Source organism: Pseudomonas sp. E1BtOHC1, assembly GCF_058744285.1.
On record NZ_CP196023.1, the window covers coordinates 494,446 to 519,583 of the forward strand.

Consider the following 25,138-nt stretch of genomic DNA (forward strand, 5'->3'; position numbering starts at 1 on the left):
GGCATCCCGAGGCAATCGGTACCATCATGCACAGCGTTCGCGCGCCGGCCCCGGTGCGCCTCAACCCCTGCTCTCATCGTCCGCTTATCGGGTGCCCCATCGTCATGAACCAACAGCCTTTCCTGCCGTTCTCCAAACCCACCATCGATGAATCCACCATCGCCGCCGTCGGCGAAGTGCTGCGTTCGGGCTGGATCACCAGTGGCCCCAAGGTCCAGGCTTTCGAGGCCCAGCTCTCGGAGTTCTTCGGCGGACGCACGGTACGCACCTTCAACTCCGGCACCTGCACCATGGAGATCGCCTTGCGCGTTGCCGGCATCGGCCCTGGAGATGAAGTCATCACCACGCCGATTTCCTGGGTGGCCACCGCCAACGTGATCCTCGAAGTCGGCGCCACGCCGGTGTTCGCCGATATCGATCCAATCACCCGCAATATCGACCTGGATCAAGTCGAAGCCGCCATCACCCCGCGTACCAAGGCCATCATCCCGGTGTACCTCGCCGGCCTGCCGGTGGACATGAGCCGCCTCTATGCCCTGGCCAAGAAGCACGGCCTGCGGGTGGTCGAAGATGCCGCCCAGGCCCTGGGCTCCAGCTGGGATGGCCAACGCATCGGCGCCGGTGGCGACTTCGTGTCCTTCAGCTTCCAGGCCAACAAGAACGTCACCTCTTCAGAGGGCGGCTGCCTGGTACTCAACACACCGGAGGAAGTGCGCCTGGCCGAGAAGTACCGCCTACAAGGCGTGACCCGCAACGGCTTCGACGGCTTGGATGTGGATGTGCTGGGGGGCAAGTTCAACATGACCGACGTCGCCGCTGCCATCGGCCTGGGCCAGTTCGCCCATATCGAGGCGATCACCGCCCACCGCCGTGAGCTGGCCCGGCACTACTTCGAATGCTTCGGCAGCGACTTCGAGGCCCGCTATGGCGCCCAGCTACCGCCGGCGGATTTCAGCAACAGCAACTGGCACCTGTTCCAACTGGTGCTGCCGGAGCGCAAGGACGGCAAGCCGGCTCGCGCCACCTTCATGGAGCAGATGCAGGAACGGGGCATCGGCATCGGCTATCACTACCCGCCGATCCACTTGCTGAGCCTGTACCGCGAGCGCGGTTTCAAGGAGGGAATGTTCCCGGTGGCGGAACGGGTCGGTCGTCTGATCGTCTCGTTGCCAATGTTCACTGCCATGAGCAAGGCCGACGTGGAACGTGCGGTGGCGGCAGTGAAAGAGGTGTTGCAGGCTTAAGCATCTTCGCGAGCAAGCTCGCTCCTGCAGAACGGGAGCGGGCCTGCTTGCAGGAACAGCTTACTCGCCGATGGCAGCCTTGTAGCCGGCAGCGTCCAGCAGCTTGTCCAGATCGGCCGGGTTGCTTGGCTTGAGCTTGAAGATCCAGGCACCGTAGGGGTCGCTGTTGAGCAGCTCGGGGCTGGCGCTCAACTCTTCGTTGACGGCGATCACTTCACCAGCCACCGGGGCATAGATGTCGGAAGCGGCCTTGACCGACTCCACCACACCCGCCTGGTCACCTGCGCCAAACACGTTGCCAACTTCCGTCAGCTCGACGAATACCACATCGCCCAGGGCTTCCTGGGCGTGGTCGCTAATACCCACGGTCACACTGCCGTCGGCTTCCAGACGGGCCCATTCGTGACTATCGGCAAAACGCAGGTGGGCAGGGATATCGCTCATGTTCAGTGTCCTCAAGAAGAAATGTCAGCGGCGCAATGCCGGTGCAAAAAGTTAGATCAAGGTTTTGCCATGGCGCACGAAAGTCGGTTTGACCACCCGAACCGGGTACCACTTGCCACGGATTTCCACTTCAGCACGGTCGGCGGTGGCCATCGGCACCCGCGCCAGTGCGATCGATTTACTCAGCGTAGGGGAGAAACTACCACTGGTGATCTCACCTTCGCCAACATCGGCGATGCGAACCACCTGATGTGCGCGCAAAACCCCGCGCTCTTCCAGGACCAGGCCCACCAATTTCTGCTTTATCCCAGATGCTCGCTCGGCCTCCAGGGCGGTGCGGCCGATGAATTTGCGCGAGGCCGGTTCCCAGGCAATGCTCCAGGCCATGTTCGCCGCCAGGGGCGAGACGTCCTGGTGAATGTCCTGGCCATAGAGGTTCATGCCGGCTTCCAGACGCAGGGTATCCCGGGCGCCCAGACCGATGGGCGAGATCCCCGCCCCCACCAGATCGTTGAAAAAGGCCGGTGCCTGGTCGGCGGGCAGGACGATCTCCAGACCGTCCTCACCGGTGTAGCCGGTGCGGGCAATGAACCAGTCACCGTCGAAACCGGCTTCGAATGGCTTGAGCTGCTGGATCAGCGTACCGCGCGACTGGGTCACCAGTTCGGCAATCTTGTTGCGCGCCTGTGGGCCCTGGATCGCCAGCATCGCCAGCTCCGGGCGCTCACGTAACTGCACCTGGAAATCCCCCAGCTGCGCCTGCATCCAGGCCAGGTCCTGGTCACGGGTCGCGGCGTTGAGCGCCAGGCGATAAGCGTCTTCGAGGCGATAGACGATCATGTCGTCGACGATGCCGCCATGTTCGTTGAGCATGGTGCTGTACAGAGCCTGGCCGGGTCTTTGCAGACGCTCGACATCATTGGCCAGCAACTGCTGGAGCCAGGCCTTGGCCTGGGCACCGCTGACATCGATCACGGTCATGTGGGATACATCGAACACACCGCAATCACGTCGCACCTGATGGTGCTCCTCGACCTGCGAGCCGTAATGCAAAGGCATATCCCAACCGCCAAAATCGACCATTTTCGCGCCGAGGGCGAGATGCAGGTCATACAGAGGCGTACGCTGTCCCATGGGTTTCTCCTTCCGGGCGTGGCGAGGGTGCGGACTGGCGCTGCTAGGGTGAAAGCCTTGAAATAGATGGCTTACAGCCGATTTCAGCGTCCCGGCCAAACAACAGGCCGCACCGAATGCCGCGCATTGTAGCCGCAAGGTGGAAGGCTGGCACCTAACCGATTCGATGGGCCGAGCGACGAATCAGGCCAATCACCGGCAGCAGCCCCACCAGCACCAAGGTCAGTGCCGGCAACGAAGCTCGCGCCCACTCCCCTTCACTGGTCATTTCGAAGATCCGCACCGCCAGCGTGTCCCAGCCGAACGGGCGCATCAGCAAGGTGGCGGGCATTTCCTTGAGCACATCGACGAACACCAGCAAGGCGGCGCTCAAGGTCCCGGGCAGCAACAGCGGCAGATACACTTTGAAAAACAGTCGCGGGCCGCTGACTCCGAGGCTGCGCGCCGCTTCAGGCAACGAGGGGCGAATCCGCTCCAGACTGTTTTCCAGGGGCCCGTAGGCCACCGCGATAAAACGCACCAGATAGGCCAGCAACAAGGCGGACAGGCTGCCCAGCAACAGCGGCTTGCCGGCCCCGCCCAACCAGCCGGAAAGCGGGATCACCAGTTCCCGGTCCAGGTAGCTGAAAGCCAGCATGATCGATACCGCCAGCACCGAGCCGGGCAAGGCGTAACCGAGATTGGCCAGGCTGACCCCGGCGCGGATGCCTCGGGTCGGCGCCAGGCGTCGGGCGAATGCCAACAGCAACGCCACGCTGACGGTGATCAGCGCCGCCATCCCTCCCAGGTACAGGGTGTGGACAATCAGCCCGGCATAGCGCTCATCCAGGTCGAAGCGCCCGCGCTGCCAGAACCACACCAGCAATTGCAGCAGCGGGATCACGAAGGCACAGGCGAATACCAGCAGACACCAGCCCGTGGCCGCAACGGCCTTGAGTCCAGACAGGTGGTACAACGCCTTGCCCCGTGGCCGCTCGTGGCCGGTGCGACTGGCGCCACGGGCGCGTCGTTCGCCGTACAGCACCAGCATCACCGCCAGCAGCAACAGGCTGGCCAGCTGTGCGGCGCTGGAGAGACTGAAAAAGCCGTACCAGGTCTTGTAGATGGCGGTAGTGAAGGTATCGAAGTTGAACACCGACACCGCGCCGAAATCTGCCAGGGTCTCCATCAGTGCCAGGGCGACCCCAGCGCCGATGGCCGGCCGCGCCATGGGCAGCGCCACACGCCAAAAGGCCTGCCAGGGCGACTGTCCAAGCACTCGGGCGGCCTCCATCAACCCTTTGCCCTGGGCCAGGAAGGCGTTGCGTGCCAACAGGTAGACGTAGGGATAGAACACCAGCACCAGCACCAGGATCACACCGCCGGTGGAGCGCACTCTCGGTAGCCGCAACCCGGTGCCGAACCAATCCCGCAGCAGGCTTTGCACCGGCCCGGAAAAATCCAGCAGGCCGACGAAGACAAAGGCCAGTACATAGGCCGGGATCGCGAAAGGCAGCATCAGCGCCCAATCCAGCCAGCGCCGCCCGGGAAACTCGCAGAGGCTGGTGAGCCAGGCCAGGCTCACTCCCAGCAGGGTCACGCCCACACCCACCCCAAGCACCAGGGTCAGGGTGTTGCTCAGCAGACGCGGCATCTGGGTATCCCACAGGTGGGACCAGATCTGCTGATCGACGGCCTGCCAGGACAACAGCAACACGCTGAGCGGCAGCAGGACCAGGGCCGCTACGGCGAAGACCAGGGGATACCAGCGACGTTGGGCGGGATGGGCCACAAAAAGCTCTCGGGCAGATGGGACAGACAAACGTGCTTGCGGACAGCGTTGGTGGCGAGGGCCGTTAAAGAAAACGCCCCGCAAAAGCGGGGCGCAGTATAACGGCAGGCTCAGTTCCAGCCAGCGCGGTCCATCAAGCGGATGGCTTCGGCCTGGCGCTTGCCGGCGATCTCAACCGGCAAGGTATCGGCGACGAACTTGCCCCAGCTGGCCACTTCCGCAGAAGGCGCCACCGCCGGGTTGGCCGGGAACTCCTGGTTGACGTCGGCGAAGATCTTCTGCGCTTCAGGCGTGGTCATCCACTCCACCAGCGCCTTGGCCGCCTCCGGATGCGGCGCGTGCTTGGTCAGGCCGATACCCGACAGGTTGACGTGCACCCCGCGATCGCCCTGGTTCGGCCAGAACAGCTTCACCGCCAGATCTGGCTTCTGCTTGTGCAGGCGGCCGTAGTAGTAGGTGTTGACGATGCCAACGTCACACTGACCGGCGTTGATCGCATCCAGCACCGCGATGTCATCGGAGAACACATCGGTGGACAGGTTGTTGACCCAGCCCTTGACGATCTCTTCGGTTTTCTCGGCACCATGGGTTTCGATCAGGGTGGCGGTCAGCGACTGGTTGTAGACCTTCTTCGCGGTACGCAGGCACAGACGGCCTTCCCACTGCTTGTCGGCCAGGGCTTCATAGGTGGTCAGTTCGGAAGGTTTGACCCGGTCCGTAGAGTAGGCCAGGGTCCGCGCCCGCAGGCTCAGGCCGGTCCAGGCGTGGTTGGAAGAGCGATATTGCAGGGGAATGTTGCTGTCGATGACCTTGGAGGTGAACGGTTGCAGGATGCCCATCTGCTCGGCTTGCCAGAGGTTGCCGGCGTCCACGGTGAGCAGCAGGTCGGCGGTGGCGTTTTCGCCTTCGGCCTTGATCCGCTGCATCAGCGGCGCTTCCTTGTCGGTGATGAACTTGATCTTCACCCCGGTCTTCTGGGTGTAGGCATCGAACACCGGCTTGATCAGCTCATCGATACGCGAGGAGTAGACCACGACTTCATCGGCAGCATGGGCGGTGCCGCCGATGAGTGTGAGTGCCAGGGCGGTCAGTAGACGCTTCGGTGCCAACATGGGAGCAGTCTCTCGATTTCAAAATGAGGCGAAATGATAAGGACTCCCATTTGCCATCTCAACCGAACCCGGCGCCGAGGAGTTACCAGATGTTGCGTAGGGTCGTCCTCTCAGACGCTTCGCTGGCCAGCCGGCTCCTACGCTCTGGCCAGTTCCGGGAGATCGCCGCTCAGGCCCAGTGCCTGACGCACGAACAGCGCTTTGGCCTCGGGCATCTGGTCGATCACCTTGAGGCCGGTGTTGCGCAGCCAGCGCATGGGCAGCGGGTCGGCCTGGAACAACCGCTCGAAGCCCTCCATGGCAGCCATCAGCGCCAGGTTGTGAAGCATGCGCCGGCGCTCGAAACGGCTCAGCACCTTGACCTCGGCCAAGCGCTCGCCACGGCTGGCCGCTTGCAGCAGCACTTCGGCCAGCACCGCAGCATCGAGGAAGCCCAGATTGACCCCCTGCCCCGCCAGCGGATGAATGGTGTGGGCAGCATCGCCGATCAGCGCCAGGCCTTCGGCCACGTAACGCTTGGCGTGGCGCTGGCGCAGCGGTACACAGAGCCGCGGGTCGGCACCGAGCACCTTGCCTAAACGGCCTTCGAAGGCGCGCTCCAGCTCAGCGCAAAACGCCGTGTCATCCAGAGCCATCAGGCGTTCGGCCTCGGTGGGTGTGGTGGACCAGACAATGGAGCACCAATCGTGCTGCCCATCCCGTACCAGCGGCAAAAACGCCAGTGGGCCGGTATCGGTGAAACGTTGCCAGGCCGTCAGTTGATGCGGCTGACTGCTACGCACGCTGGTAACAATGGCGTGGTGCAGGTAATCCCACTCGCGGGTGGCGCAGCCGGTCAGGCGACGTACGGCCGAATTGGCACCATCCGCGGCGATCACCAACGGCGCGCGCAGCACTCGGCCGTCCGCCAGGGTCAGCAACCAGTCATCACCTGAGCGGCGCATCTGCTCCAGGCGGGCGTTGGCCAACAAACCGATGTCGCATTCGTGCAAACGCTCGAGCAAGGCGTCCTGCACCACGCGGTTCTCGACGATATGCCCCAGCACCTCGGCATGCACGCTGGAGGCCGAGAAATGGATCTGCCCGGTGCCGCTGCCGTCCCAGACCTGCATGTCGCAGTAGGGGCTGCTGCGCCGTCCGGCAATACCGTCCCAGGCGCCAAGGCGCTGCAGAATCCGCTGGCTGGCGGCCGACAAGGCACTGACCCGCGGTTCGAACGGCGACTCGGCGTCGAAGGGTTTGACACTCAGGGAGCCGCCATCGAGCAGCAGCACTTCCAGGCCACTGCCCTGCAATGCCAACGCCAAGGCACTGCCGACCATTCCGGCTCCGACAATCAGCACATCTGCGCGCATTTCCATGCTTTAGGCCTGTCTCGCTTGCGGCTTGAGCCGCACATAAAGGGTTTTATCGACCCGCGCCACCAGGGTGCCGGAGCCGTCATGAATCTCGACCTGCAACTGCGGCAGGTACTTCTCGCCACTGGCAGTCTGCCGACAAACCTCGTCGAGCAACGCCTGGTCGATGCTGAACCGAGCAAACACCGGGCCCTTGCCCGGAGCGATGAAATCGATGGCTGCAGCCTTGTCCCAGACGATGTAGTCGCGCCCCAGGTTCTCCATGAGCATCAGCATGAAGAACGGGTCCACCATCGAATACAGGCTGCCACCGAACTGGGTGCCGACATAGTTGCGGTTGTACCAGCCCAGGCCCATGGAGACCTGGACTTCGCGGAAATCCGCACTGATCTGGCGAATCCGTACACCGGCCCCAAGGTAGGGTGGATACAGGTTCAACACCCAGCGCAAAAGACGCGCCTTACCGACGCGTCGGGTCAACCACTCACGCATCCGGACGAGTGCCCAGGCCCATGGCCTGGCGCGCGAACCAGCGCTTGGCCGGGGGCAACAGGTCCAGCCCGAGCAAACCAAGATTGCGCCCCACCGACAGCAGCGGCAGCTTGCTACCGAACAGCCGCGTAACCTGATCGGAGAAACCCACGGTCAGGTTCTGGTCCAGGCGCTGGCGCTCGCGATAAGCCTGCAGCACGGCAAAGTCGCCCGGCTGCTGCTCGCTGGCCAACAAGGCATCCGCCAGGGCCTGGGCATCACGCAACGACAGGTTGAAACCCTGCCCGGCAATCGGATGCAGGCTGTGGGCGGCATTGCCCAGCACCACCAGATGGGGGCGTACCTGCTCTTCGGCTTCTACCAGAGACAGCGGATACAGATGCCGCGCCCCCACTTGCTTCAAGGTGCCCAGGCGATAACCGAATACGCCCTGCAATTCACTGAGGAAACTACGGTCATCCAGGTCCGCCAGACGCTGAGCGTCCATGCCCTGGCGGGTCCAGATCAACGCGCAGCGATTTTCCGGCAATGGCAGCAACGCCATCGGCCCATCATCGGTGAAGCGCTCGAAGGCCATGCCATTGTGGGCTTCGCTGGGGGTGATGTTGGCAATCAGCGCGCTCTGGTTATAGGGGCGATTCTTGACCCCGATACCCAACTGTTCACGCAGGCCGGAGCGGCCACCGTCGGCGAGCACCGCGAGGTCGCATTCCAGCGTGGTTTCGTCATTCAGGGTCAGGCGATAGCCGCCTTCCAGAGGTTCCAGGCGGGTGACTTCCGCCGGGCAGCGCCAACTGATCACGTCCTTGTCCAGGCCTTGCCACAGGCACTGGCCGAGCCAGGCGTTTTCCACCACATAACCCAGGGCCGGAACCCCTTCTTCCATGGCCGACAGGCGCGCGGTGGAAAACCGCCCGCGGTCGGACACGTGAATCTGCTTGATCGGCTCGGCGCGCCGGGAAATCGCCTGCCACAGGCCCAGGCGCTGATAGATCTGCCGGGCGCCAAAGGACAGGGCCGAGGAGCGGGCATCGTAGCTGGGCTGGAAACTGTCGCCGGGGGCAAAGGGTTCGATCAGCACGATCTTCCAGCCCCGGGCCTTGGCTCCGGCCTGCAGGGCCAGGGCCAGGCTGGCGCCGACCAGGCCGCCGCCGATGATTGCCAGATTGACCCGGCTCATGAGGCCTGGACCTGGGCAGCAGCCATCAGCGCCTCGATCTCGGCGACGCTTTTCGGCACGCCACCTGTCAGAATTTCACAGCCCTGCTTGGTCACTACCACGTCGTCCTCGATGCGCACGCCAATGCCGCGCCACTTCTTCGCCACTTGCTGGTTGTCCGGGGAGATGTAGATGCCCGGCTCCACGGTCAGCGCCATGCCGACCTCCAACACCCGCCACTCGCCGCCGACCTTGTATTCGCCGACATCGTGTACATCCATGCCCAGCCAGTGCCCGGCGCGGTGCATGTAAAACGCCTTGTAGGCCTCGCTGGCGATCAGTTCGTCGACCTCGCCTTCCAGCAGGCCCAGTCTCACCAGGCCGGCTGTGATCACCCGAACCGTCGCCTCATGGGCCTGGTTCCAGTGCTTGTTCGGGGCGATCTCGGCAAATGCCGCTTCCTGGGACGCCAGCACCAACTCGTAGATCGCCTTCTGCTCGGGAGAGAACTTGCCATTGACCGGCCAGGTACGGGTGATATCGCTGGCGTAGCAGTCGATTTCACAACCGGCGTCGATCAACACCAGATCACCGTCCTTGAGCAGGGCGTCATTCTGTTGGTAGTGCAGGATGCAGCTGTTGCGCCCCGCCGCGACGATGGAGCCATAGGCCGGCATCTTCGCTCCCCCCTTGCGGAACTCGTAGTCCAGTTCGGCTTCCAGGCTGAATTCGTACAGCCCGGCGCGACTGGCCTGCATGGCCCGGATATGGGCCTGGGCGGAAATCCGCGCGGCCTCGCGCATCACCTTCACTTCTGCCGCCGATTTATACAGACGCATGTCGTGCAGCAGATGATCCAGGGCAACGAATTCGTTCGGCGGCTGGGCGCCAAGGTGCGCCTTAGAGCGGATCACGTTGATCCAGTCCATCAGGTGGCGATCAAATTCCGGGTTGCTGCCCATGGCCGAATAGACCCGGTCACGACCTTCGATCAGGCCCGGGAGAATGTCGTCGATATCGGTGATGGGAAATGCATCGTCCGCGCCGTAGTCACGGATCGCGCCTTCCTGGCCGGCCCGCAGGCCATCCCACAGTTCCCGCTCGGCATTGCGCTCACGACAGAACAGCACGTACTCGCCATGCTCGCGACCGGGCATCAGCACGATCACGGCCTGGGGCTCGGGAAAACCGCTGAGGTATTGGAAATCACTGTCCTGACGGTAGACGTGCTCCACATCGCGGTTGCGAATGGCCACGGCCGCCGCCGGCAGGATCGCAATGCTGTTGGGCTCCATCTGCGCCATGAGCGCCTTGCGGCGACGGCTGTATTCCGCTCTAGGGATATGAATCATGGGCAGATGCAGTTCCCTGTCAGTCAGTGCAGAGAAGGCTTGGCAGCCGGTGCAACGGTCTTGTTGGTTTCGGTGAACAGCAGCAATGGCGCGACCCGCAGGTACTCCATCACTTCCATGTAGTCGCTTTCACCATCGTCGGACTCTTCCAGCGCATCCTGTACCTGAGCGATGGCTGCAAGGTCCTGCAACACTTCCGTGGCCTCGACGCTCAGGGCGCTGCTGTCACGGGAGTTGAGGCCGAAACCGGCGAGGAAACCCTGGCACCACTGGCCCAGGGCCGCGGCACGTTCGGTCAATGGCGCGTCGTCGCTGGGCAGCAGCAGGACCACGGTCATGTCGTCGCTGGTGAGCTCGCCCTTGACCATTTCCTGCAGGCCGATCAAGGCATTGCGCACGTTGTCTTGTGGCTCGCCTTCGAGCAGCTCGGAAGCGTCCACCAGCCAGCCGTCGACCTCGAAGCCGGCGCCGGCGCAGCTACGGCCCAGCAACAGGCCGTGCAATTCGGCAGGAGAAACAGGATGACCGCTGCTGCTGAGCAGGGTGGCGAAGGCGTTGTACGGGGAATTCTGAATGGGCATGGGCAGCTAGGCGCCAAGCGGCGCAATGTCTAGAATGAAGGCCTTGTATCGTAGGGCGTGTCATCATTCATTGCCAGCGCCGCGTTGCGCCTTGCGCCCCGTTACAGCGGTCCGCGGGGCCTTGGGCGACGGACAGATTGCCGACCGGACAGCACCCGATGCGCCAGGACCGTTCAGGCCGTCCAGGCGCTGCCCAGCCAGTTGCCACTCATCAGACCAACTTCAGTGGGACACAATGGAAGACACCGACCTGCACGCACTGATGGCCAGACTCGAACTGCTTATTACCCGGGTCGAGCAACTAAAGAGTCAAAACGCACTCTTATTAGCTCAGGAAAAGACCTGGCGCGAGGAACGCGCGCACCTCATTGAAAAAAACGAAATCGCCCGGCGTAAGGTCGAATCGATGATTTCGCGCCTCAAGGCCCTGGAGCAAGACTCATGAGTTCAAGCAATAGCGTTACCGTGCAGATCCTCGACAAAGAATATTCGATCATCTGCCCCCAGGAAGAACGCAGCAATCTGGTGAGCGCCGCCCGTTACCTGGACGGCAAGATGCGCGAGATCCGCAGCAGCGGCAAAGTCATAGGCGCCGATCGCATCGCCGTCATGGCCGCCTTGAACATCACCCACGACCTGCTGCATCGCCAGGAACGTCCGGATGTGCAGGCCAGTGCCACCACCCGCGAACAGGTACGAGATCTGCTGGAACGTGTTGATCTGGTCCTGGCCACCGATTCGGACGCAAGCAAGGCTGATTCCTGACAACGCTTGCGGTATACTTGCGCCACTCCCTGGGGTGCTTGCCAGTTGGCGATGTCCCTGAGCCGATTCGCACTACCCTGGAAGTTGCACGTTGGGCTGGTGTGCATGTCCGCTAGACGGAAAGCCTTAAAGCCTGCTGCATCTTCCGCCTTGAACTTTCGGGTTCAAGGGCTAAGTTGACAGCGGTTCACCCGGGGAGCCTGAATTGTCACCCAATGCCAGTTATCCATGCTGGCATTGGTTTTTCCGGGTAGGCTGTTCTGCCATGTCCGACCTTCCATAGCCTCCTCCATGACCGAACCTGCGCCGCTTTCCCGCCCGCAACTTCGACGCATGCTGCGTAAAGCCCGTCGTGCTCTGACACCTGCCCAGCAACGCCAGGCCGCCTGCGGGCTGTACCGCCAACTGGCGCAGAATCCGGTATTTCGCCGAGCCCGACACCTGTCCCTGTACCTGCCCACTGACGGAGAAATCGATCCGCGCCTGCTGCTGCGTGCCGCGCAACGTCGGGGCAAGGCCACCTATTTGCCTGTGCTCAGTGCCTGGCCGCGGACCAAAATGGTCTTCCAGCGCGTGCGCCCCGGAGAAAAACTACGCCCCAACCGCTTTCGTATCCTCGAACCCAGGATCAACGTCGCACGCCAACGCAAAGTCTGGGCGCTGGATCTGGTGCTCCTGCCCTTGGTGGGATTCGACGAAGACGGTGGGCGCCTGGGAATGGGCGGCGGCTTCTACGACCGCAGCCTGGCCTACCTGGCGCGGCGCAAGAGCTGGCGCAAGCCGAAGCTGCTGGGGCTGGCCCATGAATGTCAGAAAGTCGCGAGACTGGATCAGGCCAGTTGGGATGTGCCGCTACAGGGCACCGTGACTGATCAGGGATGGTACTGCGCCCGATAGACGTCGCGTTCGCTCAGCGACGCCGGGACAGATTCAGCGCTTGAAGGGTTGCGGCTGTTGGGCAATCTCGATCGGGGCATCGGTCTTGTTGGCCCACAAGCTCTGCGCATAACCGGTGGTCACGACGCCCAAACCGAACAAAATAACCAAAATCCATAGTAAATCCGGTTGGCGTTTCATCGATTGCCCCCCCTCGGGCAAGTCACACACGATGACAGCAACGGTTTCCATAACAGGCCGTGCAGCAGCGTCAAGCTTAAAATCCCGGCATTCTGCGATAACGTGAACCGACACGCAAATGCTGGCGTCAACCGACTGTCGGTTTGTCATAAAATCCTCCGACAACCTGCCCAACCACCCTTTGGAGGGTAAGAAAGATGGCCTATTGGCTGATGAAATCCGAGCCAGACGAACTCTCGATCCAGGACCTGAACAAGCTTGGCCAGGCTCGTTGGGACGGGGTGCGCAACTACCAGGCACGCAACTTTCTGCGCGCCATGGCCGTCGGCGATGAGTTCTTCTTCTACCACTCCAGTTGTCCGGAGCCGGGCATCGCCGGCATCGGCCGAATCATCAAGACGGCCTACCCGGACCCCACGGCCCTGGAGTCGGACAACGTCTACTTCGACCCCAAGTCCAGCGCCGAGAAAAATGTCTGGAGCGCAATCGACGTAACCCACGTGGAAACCTTCAACAAGGTCCTGTGCCTGGACTATCTCAAGCAGCAGACAGCCCTCGCTGAAATGCCCCTGGTGCAAAAAGGCAGTCGCCTGTCCGTCATGCCAGTGACCACAGAACAATGGGCAACCGTGCTCTCTCTACGCTGACCCACCCACCCCGGCGTGCCGTGGCCTGGCAAGCGCCACGGCACTCGCTCCAGTTTTTTGCCCCGATCGCCATGCAGCCTGCGAACAATAGGTTTAGGCTTGGCCCTTTCATTTGACGAGCATCAAGCGGGTAAAAGCCTTGATCCGTCAGACTAGGACGCTATAGCCGCAGGACGCAGAACACATGTCGACGAACCACCGTTCTTCCCGCCTTTTCGCTGTTTCCCTCTTGATTCTGTTGCTCGCCGCTGGTGGCTTCGGTTACTGGAAATCCCTCCAGGACCGTCTGCCGGAAGGGTTGAGCATGGGCAATGGCCGCCTCGAAGCCACCGAGGTGCAGATCGCCAGCAAGATTCCCGGGCGGCTGGCGGAAGTGCGGGTCAATGAAGGCGACAAAGTGCTCCAGGGCCAACTGCTGGCCCGCATGGACACCCGCACCCTGGAGGCCCAGCGCAGCCAGGCCGAAGCCGAAGTGCTGCGCGCCCGGGAAAACCTCTCCGCCGCAGAAGCCAACGTGCAACTGCGCCAGAGCGAGTTGCTCCTGGCCAATCAGGAACTCAAGCGCTCCCAGGAACTGTTCAGGCGCGGCTTCGCCAGCCAGCAGATCATCGATCAGCAACAGGCTCGGCTGAACACCGGAAATGCAGCCGTGCTGGCGGCCCAGGCTCAGGTTGCAGCGGTCAAGGCCGCTATCGGCGCCGCCCTGGCCCAGGTTGCCCAGCTCACCAGCGAGATCGACGACAGCAGCCTGCGTGCCCCCATCGACGGCATCATCCAACTGCGTCTGGCCGAACCTGGCGAAGTACTGGGGGCCGGCGGCCGAGTACTGCTGTTGATCGATCCCAACGACCAATACATGAACCTTTACCTGCCAGCCTCGGTCACCGGACGCCTGACGGTGGGCGATGAGTCGCGGGTTGTTCTCGACGCCCTGCCCAACCAGCCACTGCCGGCGAAGATCAGCTTCGTCGCGGCCAAGTCGCAATTCACCCCCAAAGAAGTGGAAACCCGGGACGAACGCCAGAAACTGGTATTCCGGGTCAAGGTGCGCCTGACTCAACCCGCCGCCGTGCCCCAGGCCAAACCGGGCATGCCCGGTGCCGGTTATGTGCGCACCGCCCCCGTGGACTGGCCGGCTAACCTGCAATGAGTGCCCTGGCGCTGCACGCCACCGGCATCAGCCATCGCTACGGCGCCCAACAGGCCCTGATCGACATCAGCTTCAGCCTCCCGGCAGGCACGCGCTGCGGCCTGATCGGTCCTGACGGTGCCGGCAAGTCGAGCCTTCTCGGGCTGATTGCCGGGGTCAAGAAGCTTCAGCAAGGCGAGCTCGAGGTACTCGGCGGAGCCATCTCCCAGCGCCGCCACCGCAGCAGCCTCTACCCGCGTATCGCCTTCATGCCCCAGGGGCTGGGGGGCAACCTGTATCCCGAGCTGTCCATCAGCGAAAACATCCGCTTCTTCGCCACCCTGTTCGGTCTGCCCCGTGACGAATGCGACCAGCGCATGCACAGCCTGCTGCTGGCCACCGACCTGCTGCGTTTTGCCGAACGCCCGGCGGGCAAGCTGTCCGGTGGGATGAAGCAGAAACTCGGTCTGTGCTGCGCGCTGATCCACGAACCGGATCTGTTGATCCTCGACGAACCCACCACCGGGGTCGATCCGCTTTCCCGCCGACGCTTCTGGGAACTGGTGGAGGATGTGCGCCAGCAACGGCCACAACTAACCCTGTTGGTGGCCACCGCCTACATGGAAGAAGCCGAACAGTTCGAGCATTGCCTGATGCTCGACCAGGGCAAATTGATCGCCCAGGGCCTGAGCCGAGAGCTGGCGCAGGTGACGGGCAGCGGCAAGCTGGACGATGCCTTCACCCATTTCCAGGGTGACAGCGGCCACGACAACCAGCCCCTGGTGATCCCGCCCCGCTCCGGCGACGCTCAGGGCATCGCCATCGAAGCCCACGAACTGACCTTGCGCTTCGGTGACTTCACCGCAGTCAACAAGGTGAGTTTCGCCATTGGTCGCGGAGAGATCTTCGGCTTCCTCGGCTCCAACGGCTGCGGCAAGACCACCACCATGAAAGTCCTCACTGGGCTGATGCCCGCCACTGAAGGCAGCGCCAAACTGCTGGGCAATCCGGTGGACGCCAAGGACCTGGCCACCCGCAAGCGGGTCGGCTTCATGTCCCAGAGTTTTTCTCTTTATGGCGAACTCAGCGTGCGCCAGAACCTGGAGCTGCATGCCCGCCTGTTCGACCTGCCGAAAACCGAGAGCGGCTCACGCATCGAGGAACTGATCCAGCGCTTCGACCTGGGCGCAATCGCCGAGCAGCAATCCGGCGCCCTGCCCCTGGGCCTGCGCCAGCGCCTGTCCCTGGCGGTGGCGGTGCTGCATCGCCCGGAAGTGCTGATCCTTGACGAACCCACCTCCGGGGTCGACCCGGCGGCCCGTGACGATTTCTGGCGCCTGCTGATCGAGTTGTCCCGAGATCAGGGGGTGACGATCTTCCTCTCCACCCACTTCATGAACGAGGCCCAGCGCTGCGACCGCATCTCGCTGATGCACGCCGGCAAGGTACTGGCCTGCGACACTCCGGCGGCGCTACAACAGCAATTTGCCGGTGAAACGCTGGAGGCGGCTTTCGTCCGCTGCCTGGAAGAGGCCCAAGGGCCTGCGGACACACCGCCGCCTCCGCAACCCGCAGCCGCCGGCAGCACCATCGCGCCTCCGCGCTCGGGCCTGAGCCTGGCCCGACTGCTGGCGGTGGCGACCCGGGAGGGCAAGGAACTACTGCGGGACAAAGTGCGCCTGGGCTTTGCCCTGCTAGGGGCGATCTTCATGATGGTGATCTTTGGCTACGGCATTTCCCTGGATGTGGAAAAACTCGCCTTCGCCGTCTACGACCAGGACCAGACGCCGCAAAGCCGCGCCTACCTGGAGGCCTTCCGCAGCTCACGCTACTTCGAGGAAAAACCCACCATCCGCAGCTCCGCCGAACTGCATCGGCGCCTGCAGCGTTCGGAGATCAAGCTGGCCCTGGAAATCCCTCCCGGCTTTGGCCGTGACCTGTATGCCGGCCGCCAACCGGCGGTGGCGGCCTGGCTGGATGGCGGCATGCCGTTTCGCGCGGAAACCAGCCGCAACTACGTCGAGGCAGTGCACCAGGCCAACCTCGAGCGCCTGGCTGAACAAAGCAGTCCGGCACTTAACTCAAGGCCCGCAGCCAAGCTGGAAACACGCTTTCGCTACAACCAGGATGTGGTCAGCGTCAACGCCATCGGCCCCGGGGTCATGGCGCTGATCCTGGCGTTCATTCCGGCCATGCTTACCGCCCTGGGCATCGTTCGCGAAAAGGAACTGGGCTCGATCACCAACTTCTATGCCACCCCGCTGACCCGCCTGGAGTTCCTCCTTGGCAAGCAGGCGCCGTACCTGGCCGTGAGCCTGGTCAACCTGGGATTGCTGGTGGCCATGAACCGCTGGTTGTTCGGCGTGCCCTTCAAGGGCAGCGGCCTGACCCTGGCCCTGGGCGGCGTACTCTACGTGCTGGCCACCACCAGCATGGGTCTGCTGATCTCGGCCTTCACCCGCACGCAGATCGCGGCGATTCTCGGCACCATGATCATCACCAGCCTGCCCACGATCCAGTTCTCCGGGCTGATCGTACCGCGCTCATCCCTGGAAGGATCGGCGGCGATCATGGGGCAGTTGTTCCCCGCCGGGTACTTCCTCGACATCGCCGTCGGCACCTTCACCAAGGCCCTGGACCTACGGGAGCTGTGGCCTCAGTGCCTGGCACTGATCGGGTTCTTCCTCGGTTTCACCGGGCTCAGCCTGATCATGTTGAAAAAGCAGGAGGTCTGATGAATCGACTCGCCCACATCCTGCGCCTGGGTCTCAAGGAGCTCACCAGCCTGCGTCACGACAGCGTCTTGCTGCTGTTCCTGCTGTATGCCTTCACCGTGGCCATCTACCTGCCGGCAGCCGGCTCGGTCATTGGCGTACACAACGCTAGCGTGGCCCTGGTGGATGAAGACCACAGCGCACTGTCACGACAATTGGCAGAAGCCCTGCAACCACCGGAGTTCCAGAACCCGGTCGCCCTGCCCTACGACCAACTGGACAAGGTGATGGACAGCGGCCAGTACACTTTCGTGATCAACATCCCCGCCAACTTCCAGAGCGACCTGCTGGCCGGCCGCCAGCCGGCGGTGCAGGTCAACGTCGACGCCACCGCCATGAGCCAGGCGTTCATGGGCGCCGGCTACATTGGCCGGATCTTCCAGCGCGAGTTGCTCAACTATGCCAACCAGGCGGATGCCGCGAGCAAGGCCCCGGCCCTGCTCACCACCCGCGCGCTGTTCAACACTAACCTGGAGGGAGGCTGGTTTCTTGCGGTGATCCAGATCGTCAACAACATCACCATCCTGGCGATCGTGCTCACCGGTACCGCGCTGCTGCGCGAGCGCGAGCACGGCACCCTCGACCACTTGCTGGTACTGCCGCTGACGGCCCTGGAGATCATGCTGGCGAAAATCTGGAGCAATATGCTGGTGGTGGTGGTGTGCACCTGGATATCGCTGGAGGTGATAGTCAAAGGCGTGCTGGGTGTGCCGCTGGCGGGCTCGATGGGGCTGTTCCTGATGGTCACCGCGTTGTATCTGTTCGCCAGCACCGCCCTGGGGATCTTCCTTGCCACCCTGGCCCGCTCCACCCCGCAGTTTGGCCTGCTGGCGATCCCGGTGATCATTCCCATGCTGCTGTTGTCCGGTGGCAGCACGCCGCTGGACAGCATGCCGCAATGGCTGCAATGGGTCATGCAGGGCTCACCCTCGACCCATTTCGTCAGCCTCAGCGCGGCAATCCTGTTTCGCGATGCCGGGGTCAACGTCGTCTGGCCGGACCTGCTGGCGCTGACAGCAATCGGCCTGCTGTTCTTCGCCATCGCCCTGGCGCGCTTTCGCAAAAGCCTCGCCTCATGACTCGCACCCGGTAGGAGCCGGCTTGCCGGCGAAGGACCCTTCAGCCCTGCATCGCCCGCTAGGACGTCTTCGCTGGCAAGCCAGCTCCTACTGCTGGCAGGGTTACTGGATGATCAGGTTGTTGAACAGCAGATCTTCCACCACCGGCTTGCCGGTTTCATCGTTCATCACCTGTTGCACCTGCTTGAGGGCTTCCTGGCGCAGCTTTTCCTTGGCCTCGACGTTGTTCATGGTGTCGGTGGTCTGCTGGGCGAACAGCGCCACCAACTGATTGCGAATCAGTGGCTCGTTGGCCTTGACCGCCTGGGCCGAGGCATCGCCGGTCACCCGCAGAGCCACGTCAGCCTTGTAGACCTTAAGCTTGGGGCCGCCATCCAGGCCGTAGTTGCCTACGAATGGTGGGCTCAGGCTGATGTAGCTGACTTTCGGTGCTTCGCCTTCTTTGGCCTCTTCAGCCCCGGCTGCCATCGGCAGAGAGAGGGCCAGCAGCAACATGATCCACGCTTTCACAATTCGCTCCTTAATCCGGTTTGCGGCCTAGCATAAAGGCCCGCCCGCCTGAGCCCAAGCACAAGCTTATGGCTGACCATCAGGGCTGGGCATGCTCGTTGACCGCCTGATTCACACTCCTACACTTATCGGCCACCACTCCCAAAGGAATAGCCCTGATGAAAGCCGTGCTGTGCAAAGCCTTCGGCCCCGCCGAAACGCTGGTGCTGGAAGAGGTCGCAAGTCCCGTGCCGAAGAAGAACGAGGTCCTGCTGGACGTGCATGCCGCAGGGGTCAACTTCCCGGACACCCTGATCATCGAGGGCAAATACCAGTTCAAGCCGCCGTTCCCTTTCTCCCCGGGCGGCGAAGCGGCCGGTGTGGTCAGTGCAGTGGGCGAGAAGATCAGCCATCTCAAGGTTGGCGACCGAGTCATGGCCCTGACCGGCTGGGGCAGCTTCGCCGAGCAGGTGGCGGTGCCGGGCTACAACGTGCTGCCGATTCCTGCCGCCATGGACTTCAACACCGCTGCCGCCTTCAGCATGACCTACGGCACCTCGATGCACGCCCTCAAGCAGCGGGGCAACCTGCAACCCGGTGAAACCCTGCTGGTGCTCGGTGCCTCGGGCGGAGTCGGACTGGCGGCGGTGGAAATCGGCAAGGCCATGGGCGCCCGGGTAATCGCCGCCGCCAGCAGCGCGCAAAAGCTCGCCGTGGCCAAGGCCGCCGGCGCCGATGAGCTGATCAACTACAGCGAAAGCAACCTGAAGGACGAGATCAAGCGCCTGACCGATGGCAACGGTGCCGACGTGATCTACGATCCGGTGGGCGGCGACCTGTTCGACCAGGCCATCCGCTCCATTGCCTGGAATGGCCGCCTGCTGGTGGTGGGCTTTGCCAGCGGGCGCATTCCTGAACTACCCGTTAACCTGGCTTTGCTCAAGGGCGCGGCTGTGGTGGGAGTGTTCTGGGGCTCCTTCGCCCAACGCCAACCCCAGGACAACGCCGCGAACTTCCAGCAACTGTTCGGCTGGTTCGCCGAAGGCAAGCTGAAACCGCTGGTATCCCAGGTCTACCCACTGATCGAAGCCGCCCGGGCCATTGATGACCTCGGTCAGCGCAAAGCAGTGGGTAAAGTCGTGGTACAGGTTCGCTAAGAGCCTCTGCCGAGGCTCAATGGGCGACAGCGCCCTTGCAGCGCTTGAGCCGCGCTTCCAGGTTGCGATCCGGCATGGCGTGGCTGCGCAGGGCCTGGACCGTCTGCTCGACATAATCGCGGGTGGTGCCATAACGCCCGCAAGCGCTTTCGAACACCTGACTCAGTACATGATCCGGCAGATTGCCGGCATAGCTGGGCAGGTGCCGTTCCAGCACAAAGCCCAGGGCCTGGACCTGGCTGCCGTCCTCAAGGCGGCAGTTGAGCCAGTGCGGACGGTAAGAGGGATAAGGCATTTCACGTTGCCACAGGGCATACAGCGACGCATCCAATTGCTCCTCCGGCAGCCGATAGGCAAAGCCGCTGCAGGAGCCCCCGCGATCCAGACCGAACACCAGCCCCGGCAGCTCCGGAGTACCGCGATGCTCGTGGGACCACAAGTAGAGACCGCGATGATAGCCATGCACCCGGCCACGCATGCGCTCGACCGCCGAACACTCCGGGCGCCAGATCAATGAACCGTAGGCGAACAACCAGACCGGGCCGCCCTTGTGCCGGGCCATGGTGGACTGCATGGAGCTGAGAAGTTGTTCGTGTGTCAGCTGCGGTCCCAGATCGAGCCGCGGAGGGTAAGCCAGATTCAGATAACTGGATTCAAGGGCTGTCATGGCGAATAGCGTTCGGCTCCCCGCGTAAAAGAAGTTACTTAATAGAACGCTTGGCAGTAACTACAAGACACATAAGTTTCAAGGCAAGTTAAGTGCCACTAGAGCAGCACTCAAGTTGAAGGCTTATATATAACCTACCGATATTTATTTAATTATCTAAATACCGATGGGCTATATACAGAGTTATAACGAAAGGACGGGGCCGATGCAGTCAGGGCCGCGGGGCGTAGGCAAACACGTCCGCCCGCATTTGATGGGCATCCATACCGGCGTTCACCAGAGCGTCCAAGGTGGCGTAGATCATGGCTGGCGAACCGCTGGCGTAGACATGCACCGACGACAGGTCGGCGATGTCCTCGCAAACCGCCTCATGCAGCATGCCGCAGCGCCCCTCCCAACCGCACAGGTCGCTGACCACCTTGTGCAGATAGAGATTGGGCAGTTGCTGCCACTCATCCCAGTGTTCCAGCTGATAGAAATCTTCCGGCCGGCGTACACCCCAATACAGGTGCACCGGATACTTGAAGCCTTTGGCCCGGCAGTGCTCGATCAGGCTGTGCATCTGTGCCATACCGGTACCGGCAGCGATCAGCACCAGCGGTCCCTCCGGTAACTCGGCCAGGTGAGTGTCGCCAAAAGGCAATTCGACCCGAGCCATGCGGTTGCGCTGCAACTGCTCCATCAAGCTCTGCGCACTGTTTTCGCGCACCAGCACATGCAGTTCCAGATCACGCCCGCAATGGGGCGCCGAAGCCAGGGAGAAGGCCGACTTCTCACCGTTATCCCGCTCCAGCATCAGGTACTGGCCCGCGTGATAGCGAGGTGGCTTGCCGGCCGGCGCCCGCAGCCTGACCCGCCAGACATCGCCGCCGACCTCAAGGCACTCAGTGAGCTGACACGACAAGCTGCGCACCGGCAACTCTCCCAGCGCAAGGACGCCATCCCACAGCACAATGCAGTCTTCCAGCGGCTCTGCAATGCAAGTGTAGAACTCACCGTGGTCACGCACATCGCCGGCTTGCTGCACGCTGCCCTCCACCAGCAGGGCCGCGCACACGTGACAGTTGCCATTGCGGCAGCTCTGCGGGCATTCATAGCCCAGGCGCCGCGCCGCATCGAGAATCCGCTCGCCGGGCAGCATCTCAAGCACCGCTCCGGAGGGCTGCAAGGTTACACGCATCAATCTATTCCTAACTGATTCCAGATGGCATCGATCCGGCGGGTGACCGCCTCATCCTTGACGATGACCCGGCCCCACTCTCGGGTAGTTTCTCCGGGCCACTTGTGAGTGGCATCGAGCCCCATCTTCGAGCCAAGGCCAGACACCGGCGAGGCGAAGTCGAGGTAGTCGATCGGGGTGTTGTCGATCATCACCGTGTCGCGCTTGGGGTCCATGCGCGTGGTGATGGCCCAGATCACGTCGTTCCAGTCCCGGGCATTGATATCGTCGTCGGTGACGATAACGAACTTGGTGTACATGAACTGTCGTAAAAACGACCAGACACCCAGCATTACCCGCTTGGCGTGGCCCGGGTACTGCTTCTTCATGGTCACCACCGCCATGCGGTACGAGCAACCTTCTGGCGGCAGGTAGAAGTCGGTGATTTCCGGGAACTGCTTCTGCAGGATCGGCACGAACACTTCGTTCAGCGCCACGCCGAGAATCGCTGGCTCATCCGGCGGCCGGCCGGTGTAGGTGCTGTGATAGATCGGCTTGATGCGGTGGGTGATGCGCTCCACGGTGAACACCGGGAAGCTGTCGACTTCGTTGTAGTAGCCAGTATGGTCGCCGTACGGGCCTTCATCGGCCATCTCGCCGGGATGAATCACCCCTTCAAGGATGATTTCGGCGGTGGCCGGCACTTGCAGGTCATTGCCACGGCACTTCACCAGTTCGGTGCGGTTGCCCCGCAGCAGGCCGGCGAAGGCGTATTCGGAGAGGCTGTCCGGCACCGGGGTCACGGCACCCAGGATAGTTGCCGGGTCGGCGCCCAGGGCAACGGACACCGGGAACGGCGTGCGCGGATGCTTCTCGCACCACTCGCGGTAATCCAGGGCGCCGCCACGATGGCTCAACCAGCGCATGATCACCTTGTTGCGGCCGATCACCTGCTGACGATAGATACCGAGGTTCTGCCGGTCCTTGTTCGGACCCTTGGTCACGGTCAGGCCCCAAGTGATCAGCGGCCCGACGTCGCCTGGCCAGCAGGTCTGTACCGGCAGCATGCCAAGGTCGACGTCGTCGCCTTCGATCACCACTTCCTGGCAGACCGCATCCTTGACCACCTTGGGTGCCATGGAAATGATCTTGCGGAAGATCGGCAGCTTGGACCAGGCATCCTTCAAGCCCTTGGGCGGCTCCGGCTCCTTGAGGAAAGCCAGCAGCTTGCCGATCTCGCGCAGTTCGCTGACGGCTTCGGCGCCCATGCCCAGGGCCACGCGCTCGGGGGTACCGAACAGGTTGCCGAGCACGGGGATGTCATAACCGGTGGGGTTCTCAAACAACAGGGCCGGGCCTTTGGCACGCAAGGTGCGATCGCAGACCTCGGTCATTTCCAGCACTGGGGACACCGGAACCTGGATGCGCTTGAGTTCCGAGCGCTGTTCCAGGCCGCTGATAAAGTCGCGCAAGTCGCGATACTGCATGCGTGAGCCTCGTTTTCGCCGTGGCATTCGGGGCAGGCAGTTTAGCGCCGAACCCACAGGTTCAGAATAGAGAATGTCAGATAGCAAAAAGCCGGGTTTCCCCGGCTCTTGCTGGCCTGATCGATTTACTTGCGTTTCATCGACAGGAAGAACTCATCGTTGGTCTTGGTCTGTTTCAGCTTGTCGACCAGGAACTCGATGGCTGCAACTTCATCCATGGGATGCAGAAGCTTGCGCAGGATCCACATGCGCTGCAGCTCGTCGTCGGCGGTCAGCAACTCTTCGCGGCGGGTGCCGGAACGGTTGATGTTGATTGCCGGGAAGACGCGCTTTTCAGCGATCTTGCGGTCCAGGGGCAGTTCCATGTTGCCGGTACCCTTGAACTCTTCGTAGATCACTTCGTCCATCTTCGAACCGGTTTCAACCAGTGCGGTGGCGATGATGGTCAGCGAGCCGCCTTCTTCGATGTTCCGCGCGGCGCCGAAGAAACGCTTCGGTTTTTCCAGGGCGTGGGCATCGACACCACCGGTCAGAACCTTGCCGGAGCTCGGGATCACGGTGTTGTAGGCACGGGCCAGACGGGTGATGGAGTCCAGCAGGATCACCACGTCCTTCTTGTGTTCAACCAGGCGCTTGGCCTTCTCGATCACCATCTCGGCCACTTGTACGTGGCGGGTTGGCGGCTCGTCGAAGGTGGAGGCGACCACTTCGCCGCGCACGGTGCGCTGCATTTCGGTCACTTCTTCCGGACGCTCGTCGATCAGCAACACGATCAGATGAACTTCAGGGTTGTTACGGGTGATGTTCGCAGCAATGTTCTGCAGCATGATGGTCTTGCCCGCCTTTGGCGGAGCAACGATCAGACCACGCTGGCCTTTACCGATCGGAGCGCACAGGTCGATGACACGACCGGTCAGGTCTTCGGTGGAACCGTTGCCGGCTTCCATCTTCATGCGCACGGTCGGGAACAGCGGCGTCAGGTTTTCGAACAGAATCTTGTTCTTGGCGTTCTCGGGACGGTCGTAATTGATGGTATCGACCTTGAGCAGCGCGAAGTACCGCTCGCCTTCCTTCGGAGGGCGGATCTTGCCAACGATGGTGTCACCGGTGCGCAAGTTGAAGCGACGGATCTGGCTTGGCGAGACGTAGATATCGTCCGGGCCGGCCAGGTAGGAGGCGTCGGAGGAGCGGAGGAAGCCGAAGCCGTCCTGGAGGATCTCCAGCACGCCATCACCGGAAATTTCCTCACCGCTTTTCGCGTGCTTTTTCAGCAGGGAGAAAATCACGTCCTGCTTGCGCGAACGGGCCATATTTTCTATGCCCATCTGTTCGGCCAATTCGAGCAGTTCGGTAATCGGCTTTTGCTTGAGTTCAGTCAGATTCATATAGGAATGACGTAATCATTTATAGAGGGGGGAAATTAAGCTTTTGGCTTAATGAGGCCGCGCCGCAGAGAAGGCGACAGGATCGCGTACTTATTCGAAAAGGAGAGCGTCGGCGACGGCTTGCAGGGGGCACTGGAGAAACCAGTGCGGGGCCGAATGTAACACCTGAGTTTCGGAGCGTCTAGCCCTCAATTACGAAAAAGCCCCGCATTTTGCGGGGCTTTTCCAGGGCACTGAAAATCGACGCTTAGATGTTCGCGTCGAGGAAAGCTGCCAATTGCGACTTGGACAGTGCGCCGACCTTGGTGGCTTCGACGTTGCCGTTCTTGAACAGCATCAGGGTCGGGATACCACGCACGCCATGCTTGGCCGGGGTTTCCGAGTTTTCGTCGATGTTCAGCTTGGCAACGGTCAGTTTGCCTTTGTAGGTTTCAGCAATTTCGTCCAGAACCGGAGCGATCATTTTGCATGGGCCGCACCACTCAGCCCAGTAGTCGACCAGTACAGCGCCTTCGGCTTTGAGTACGTCGGCCTCGAAGCTGGCATCGCTGACGTGTTTGATAAGATCGCTGCTCATGGAATTCTCCAGGTTGTAAGCAAAAAAACGTGGCCCATCATATCTGCCCTTCCCGCGTTCAGGAAGCCGGAGATGATTGACTCTAACTATGGTGCCCCA

General features: G+C 62.2%; 25 protein-coding genes and 1 other RNA gene. 10 read left to right on the forward strand and 16 right to left on the reverse strand.

Features of this window, described 5'->3' with window-relative positions; translation table 11 throughout:
- The first annotated feature begins 104 nt into the window (after positions 1-104).
- Positions 105-1,244 (forward strand): DegT/DnrJ/EryC1/StrS family aminotransferase, encoded by a 1,140-nt coding sequence (locus ACSSVC_RS02300; protein WP_492611954.1) that lies wholly within the window; start codon positions 105-107, stop codon positions 1,242-1,244.
- 60 nt (positions 1,245-1,304) lie between these two features.
- Here ACSSVC_RS02300 and gcvH read toward each other — a convergent pair whose 3' ends face one another.
- The 9 genes from gcvH to ACSSVC_RS02345 all read right to left on the reverse strand — a co-directional run bounded on the left by gcvH (position 1,305) and on the right by ACSSVC_RS02345 (position 10,647).
- Positions 1,305-1,688, reverse strand: a complete 384-nt coding sequence (gcvH, locus tag ACSSVC_RS02305) for a glycine cleavage system protein GcvH (protein WP_346633327.1) — start codon at positions 1,686-1,688, stop codon at positions 1,305-1,307.
- Positions 1,689-1,739: 51 nt separating this feature from the next.
- Positions 1,740-2,822, reverse strand: a complete 1,083-nt coding sequence (gene gcvT, locus ACSSVC_RS02310) for a glycine cleavage system aminomethyltransferase GcvT (protein WP_346633328.1) — start codon at positions 2,820-2,822, stop codon at positions 1,740-1,742.
- A gap of 154 nt (positions 2,823-2,976) precedes the next feature.
- On the reverse strand, positions 2,977-4,593 hold the full coding sequence (locus ACSSVC_RS02315) for an ABC transporter permease (RefSeq protein ID WP_346633329.1): 1,617 nt from the start codon (positions 4,591-4,593) through the stop codon (positions 2,977-2,979).
- 110 nt (positions 4,594-4,703) lie between these two features.
- Entirely contained in the window at positions 4,704-5,705 is a 1,002-nt protein-coding gene (locus ACSSVC_RS02320; RefSeq protein ID WP_346633330.1) for an extracellular solute-binding protein, read from the reverse strand.
- A gap of 137 nt (positions 5,706-5,842) precedes the next feature.
- The gene (locus ACSSVC_RS02325) at positions 5,843-7,060 is read right to left on the reverse strand and encodes a 2-octaprenyl-3-methyl-6-methoxy-1,4-benzoquinol hydroxylase (RefSeq protein WP_492612548.1); all 1,218 of its coding nucleotides are present in this window, start codon (positions 7,058-7,060) and stop codon (positions 5,843-5,845) included.
- A gap of 9 nt (positions 7,061-7,069) precedes the next feature.
- Positions 7,070-7,555 carry a DUF4442 domain-containing protein gene (locus tag ACSSVC_RS02330; RefSeq protein ID WP_346633331.1) on the reverse strand — a complete coding sequence of 162 codons (486 nt, stop codon included), beginning with the start codon at positions 7,553-7,555 and terminating at the stop codon, positions 7,070-7,072.
- Entirely contained in the window at positions 7,548-8,735 is a 1,188-nt protein-coding gene (gene ubiH / locus ACSSVC_RS02335) for a 2-octaprenyl-6-methoxyphenyl hydroxylase (RefSeq protein ID WP_446439383.1), read from the reverse strand. Before ubiH ends, ACSSVC_RS02330 begins: the two co-directional genes overlap by 8 nt.
- Positions 8,732-10,066: a Xaa-Pro aminopeptidase gene (gene pepP, locus ACSSVC_RS02340; protein WP_346633333.1), complete on the reverse strand. Its 1,335-nt coding sequence runs from the start codon at positions 10,064-10,066 to the stop codon at positions 8,732-8,734. The genes ubiH and pepP overlap by 4 nt, the downstream gene beginning before the upstream one ends.
- Before the next feature lie 23 nt (positions 10,067-10,089).
- Positions 10,090-10,647, reverse strand: a complete 558-nt coding sequence (locus tag ACSSVC_RS02345) for a YecA/YgfB family protein (RefSeq protein WP_123726759.1) — start codon at positions 10,645-10,647, stop codon at positions 10,090-10,092.
- 235 nt (positions 10,648-10,882) lie between these two features.
- Between ACSSVC_RS02345 and ACSSVC_RS02350 the strand changes: the two genes are divergently transcribed.
- The 4 genes from ACSSVC_RS02350 to ACSSVC_RS02365 all read left to right on the forward strand — a co-directional run bounded on the left by ACSSVC_RS02350 (position 10,883) and on the right by ACSSVC_RS02365 (position 12,309).
- A complete protein-coding gene (locus ACSSVC_RS02350) occupies positions 10,883-11,092 on the forward strand; it encodes a TIGR02449 family protein (RefSeq protein WP_011064144.1) in 210 nt (69 codons plus the stop codon).
- Positions 11,089-11,412 (forward strand): cell division protein ZapA, encoded by a 324-nt coding sequence (locus ACSSVC_RS02355; protein WP_016962902.1) that lies wholly within the window; start codon positions 11,089-11,091, stop codon positions 11,410-11,412. Before ACSSVC_RS02350 ends, ACSSVC_RS02355 begins: the two co-directional genes overlap by 4 nt.
- A gap of 23 nt (positions 11,413-11,435) precedes the next feature.
- Positions 11,436-11,614, forward strand: a non-coding RNA gene (ssrS, locus tag ACSSVC_RS02360) — 6S RNA.
- An 89-nt stretch (positions 11,615-11,703) separates the two neighbouring features.
- Positions 11,704-12,309, forward strand: a complete 606-nt coding sequence (locus ACSSVC_RS02365) for a 5-formyltetrahydrofolate cyclo-ligase (RefSeq protein ID WP_346633334.1) — start codon at positions 11,704-11,706, stop codon at positions 12,307-12,309.
- A gap of 33 nt (positions 12,310-12,342) precedes the next feature.
- Here ACSSVC_RS02365 and ACSSVC_RS02370 read toward each other — a convergent pair whose 3' ends face one another.
- Positions 12,343-12,639: a hypothetical protein gene (locus ACSSVC_RS02370; protein ID WP_102862188.1), complete on the reverse strand. Its 297-nt coding sequence runs from the start codon at positions 12,637-12,639 to the stop codon at positions 12,343-12,345.
- Positions 12,640-12,686: 47 nt separating this feature from the next.
- On the opposite strand from ACSSVC_RS02370, the gene ACSSVC_RS02375 reads away from it, so the two are divergent.
- From ACSSVC_RS02375 to ACSSVC_RS02390, 4 genes are all read left to right on the forward strand, one after another.
- On the forward strand, positions 12,687-13,136 hold the full coding sequence (locus ACSSVC_RS02375) for an EVE domain-containing protein (protein ID WP_492611955.1): 450 nt from the start codon (positions 12,687-12,689) through the stop codon (positions 13,134-13,136).
- A gap of 184 nt (positions 13,137-13,320) precedes the next feature.
- Complete coding sequence (locus ACSSVC_RS02380) at positions 13,321-14,286, forward strand: HlyD family secretion protein (protein ID WP_492611956.1); 966 nt, start codon at positions 13,321-13,323, stop codon at positions 14,284-14,286.
- Entirely contained in the window at positions 14,283-17,000 is a 2,718-nt protein-coding gene (gene rbbA / locus ACSSVC_RS02385) for a ribosome-associated ATPase/putative transporter RbbA (RefSeq protein WP_492611957.1), read from the forward strand. The genes ACSSVC_RS02380 and rbbA overlap by 4 nt, the downstream gene beginning before the upstream one ends.
- Positions 17,000-18,118 (forward strand): ABC transporter permease, encoded by a 1,119-nt coding sequence (locus ACSSVC_RS02390; RefSeq protein WP_492611958.1) that lies wholly within the window; start codon positions 17,000-17,002, stop codon positions 18,116-18,118. Before rbbA ends, ACSSVC_RS02390 begins: the two co-directional genes overlap by 1 nt.
- Before the next feature lie 102 nt (positions 18,119-18,220).
- Here ACSSVC_RS02390 and ACSSVC_RS02395 read toward each other — a convergent pair whose 3' ends face one another.
- Positions 18,221-18,628 (reverse strand): flagellar basal body-associated protein FliL, encoded by a 408-nt coding sequence (locus ACSSVC_RS02395; RefSeq protein ID WP_123726765.1) that lies wholly within the window; start codon positions 18,626-18,628, stop codon positions 18,221-18,223.
- A gap of 158 nt (positions 18,629-18,786) precedes the next feature.
- Here ACSSVC_RS02395 and ACSSVC_RS02400 point away from each other — a divergent pair, with 158 nt between their 5' ends.
- A complete protein-coding gene (locus tag ACSSVC_RS02400; RefSeq protein ID WP_346633338.1) occupies positions 18,787-19,764 on the forward strand; it encodes an NADPH:quinone oxidoreductase family protein in 978 nt (325 codons plus the stop codon).
- A gap of 16 nt (positions 19,765-19,780) precedes the next feature.
- Here ACSSVC_RS02400 and ACSSVC_RS02405 read toward each other — a convergent pair whose 3' ends face one another.
- From ACSSVC_RS02405 to trxA, 5 genes are all read right to left on the reverse strand, one after another.
- On the reverse strand, positions 19,781-20,431 hold the full coding sequence (locus tag ACSSVC_RS02405) for a gamma-glutamylcyclotransferase (protein ID WP_346633339.1): 651 nt from the start codon (positions 20,429-20,431) through the stop codon (positions 19,781-19,783).
- Positions 20,432-20,642: 211 nt separating this feature from the next.
- A complete protein-coding gene (locus tag ACSSVC_RS02410) occupies positions 20,643-21,611 on the reverse strand; it encodes a CDP-6-deoxy-delta-3,4-glucoseen reductase (RefSeq protein ID WP_492611959.1) in 969 nt (322 codons plus the stop codon).
- A complete protein-coding gene (gene ubiD / locus ACSSVC_RS02415; protein ID WP_492611960.1) occupies positions 21,611-23,077 on the reverse strand; it encodes a 4-hydroxy-3-polyprenylbenzoate decarboxylase in 1,467 nt (488 codons plus the stop codon). The genes ACSSVC_RS02410 and ubiD overlap by 1 nt, the downstream gene beginning before the upstream one ends.
- Positions 23,078-23,202: 125 nt before the next feature.
- Positions 23,203-24,462, reverse strand: a complete 1,260-nt coding sequence (gene rho, locus ACSSVC_RS02420) for a transcription termination factor Rho (protein WP_017125454.1) — start codon at positions 24,460-24,462, stop codon at positions 23,203-23,205.
- Positions 24,463-24,709: 247 nt separating this feature from the next.
- Positions 24,710-25,039 (reverse strand): thioredoxin TrxA, encoded by a 330-nt coding sequence (gene trxA, locus ACSSVC_RS02425; protein ID WP_016967174.1) that lies wholly within the window; start codon positions 25,037-25,039, stop codon positions 24,710-24,712.
- Between the last annotated feature and the right edge of the window lie 99 nt (positions 25,040-25,138).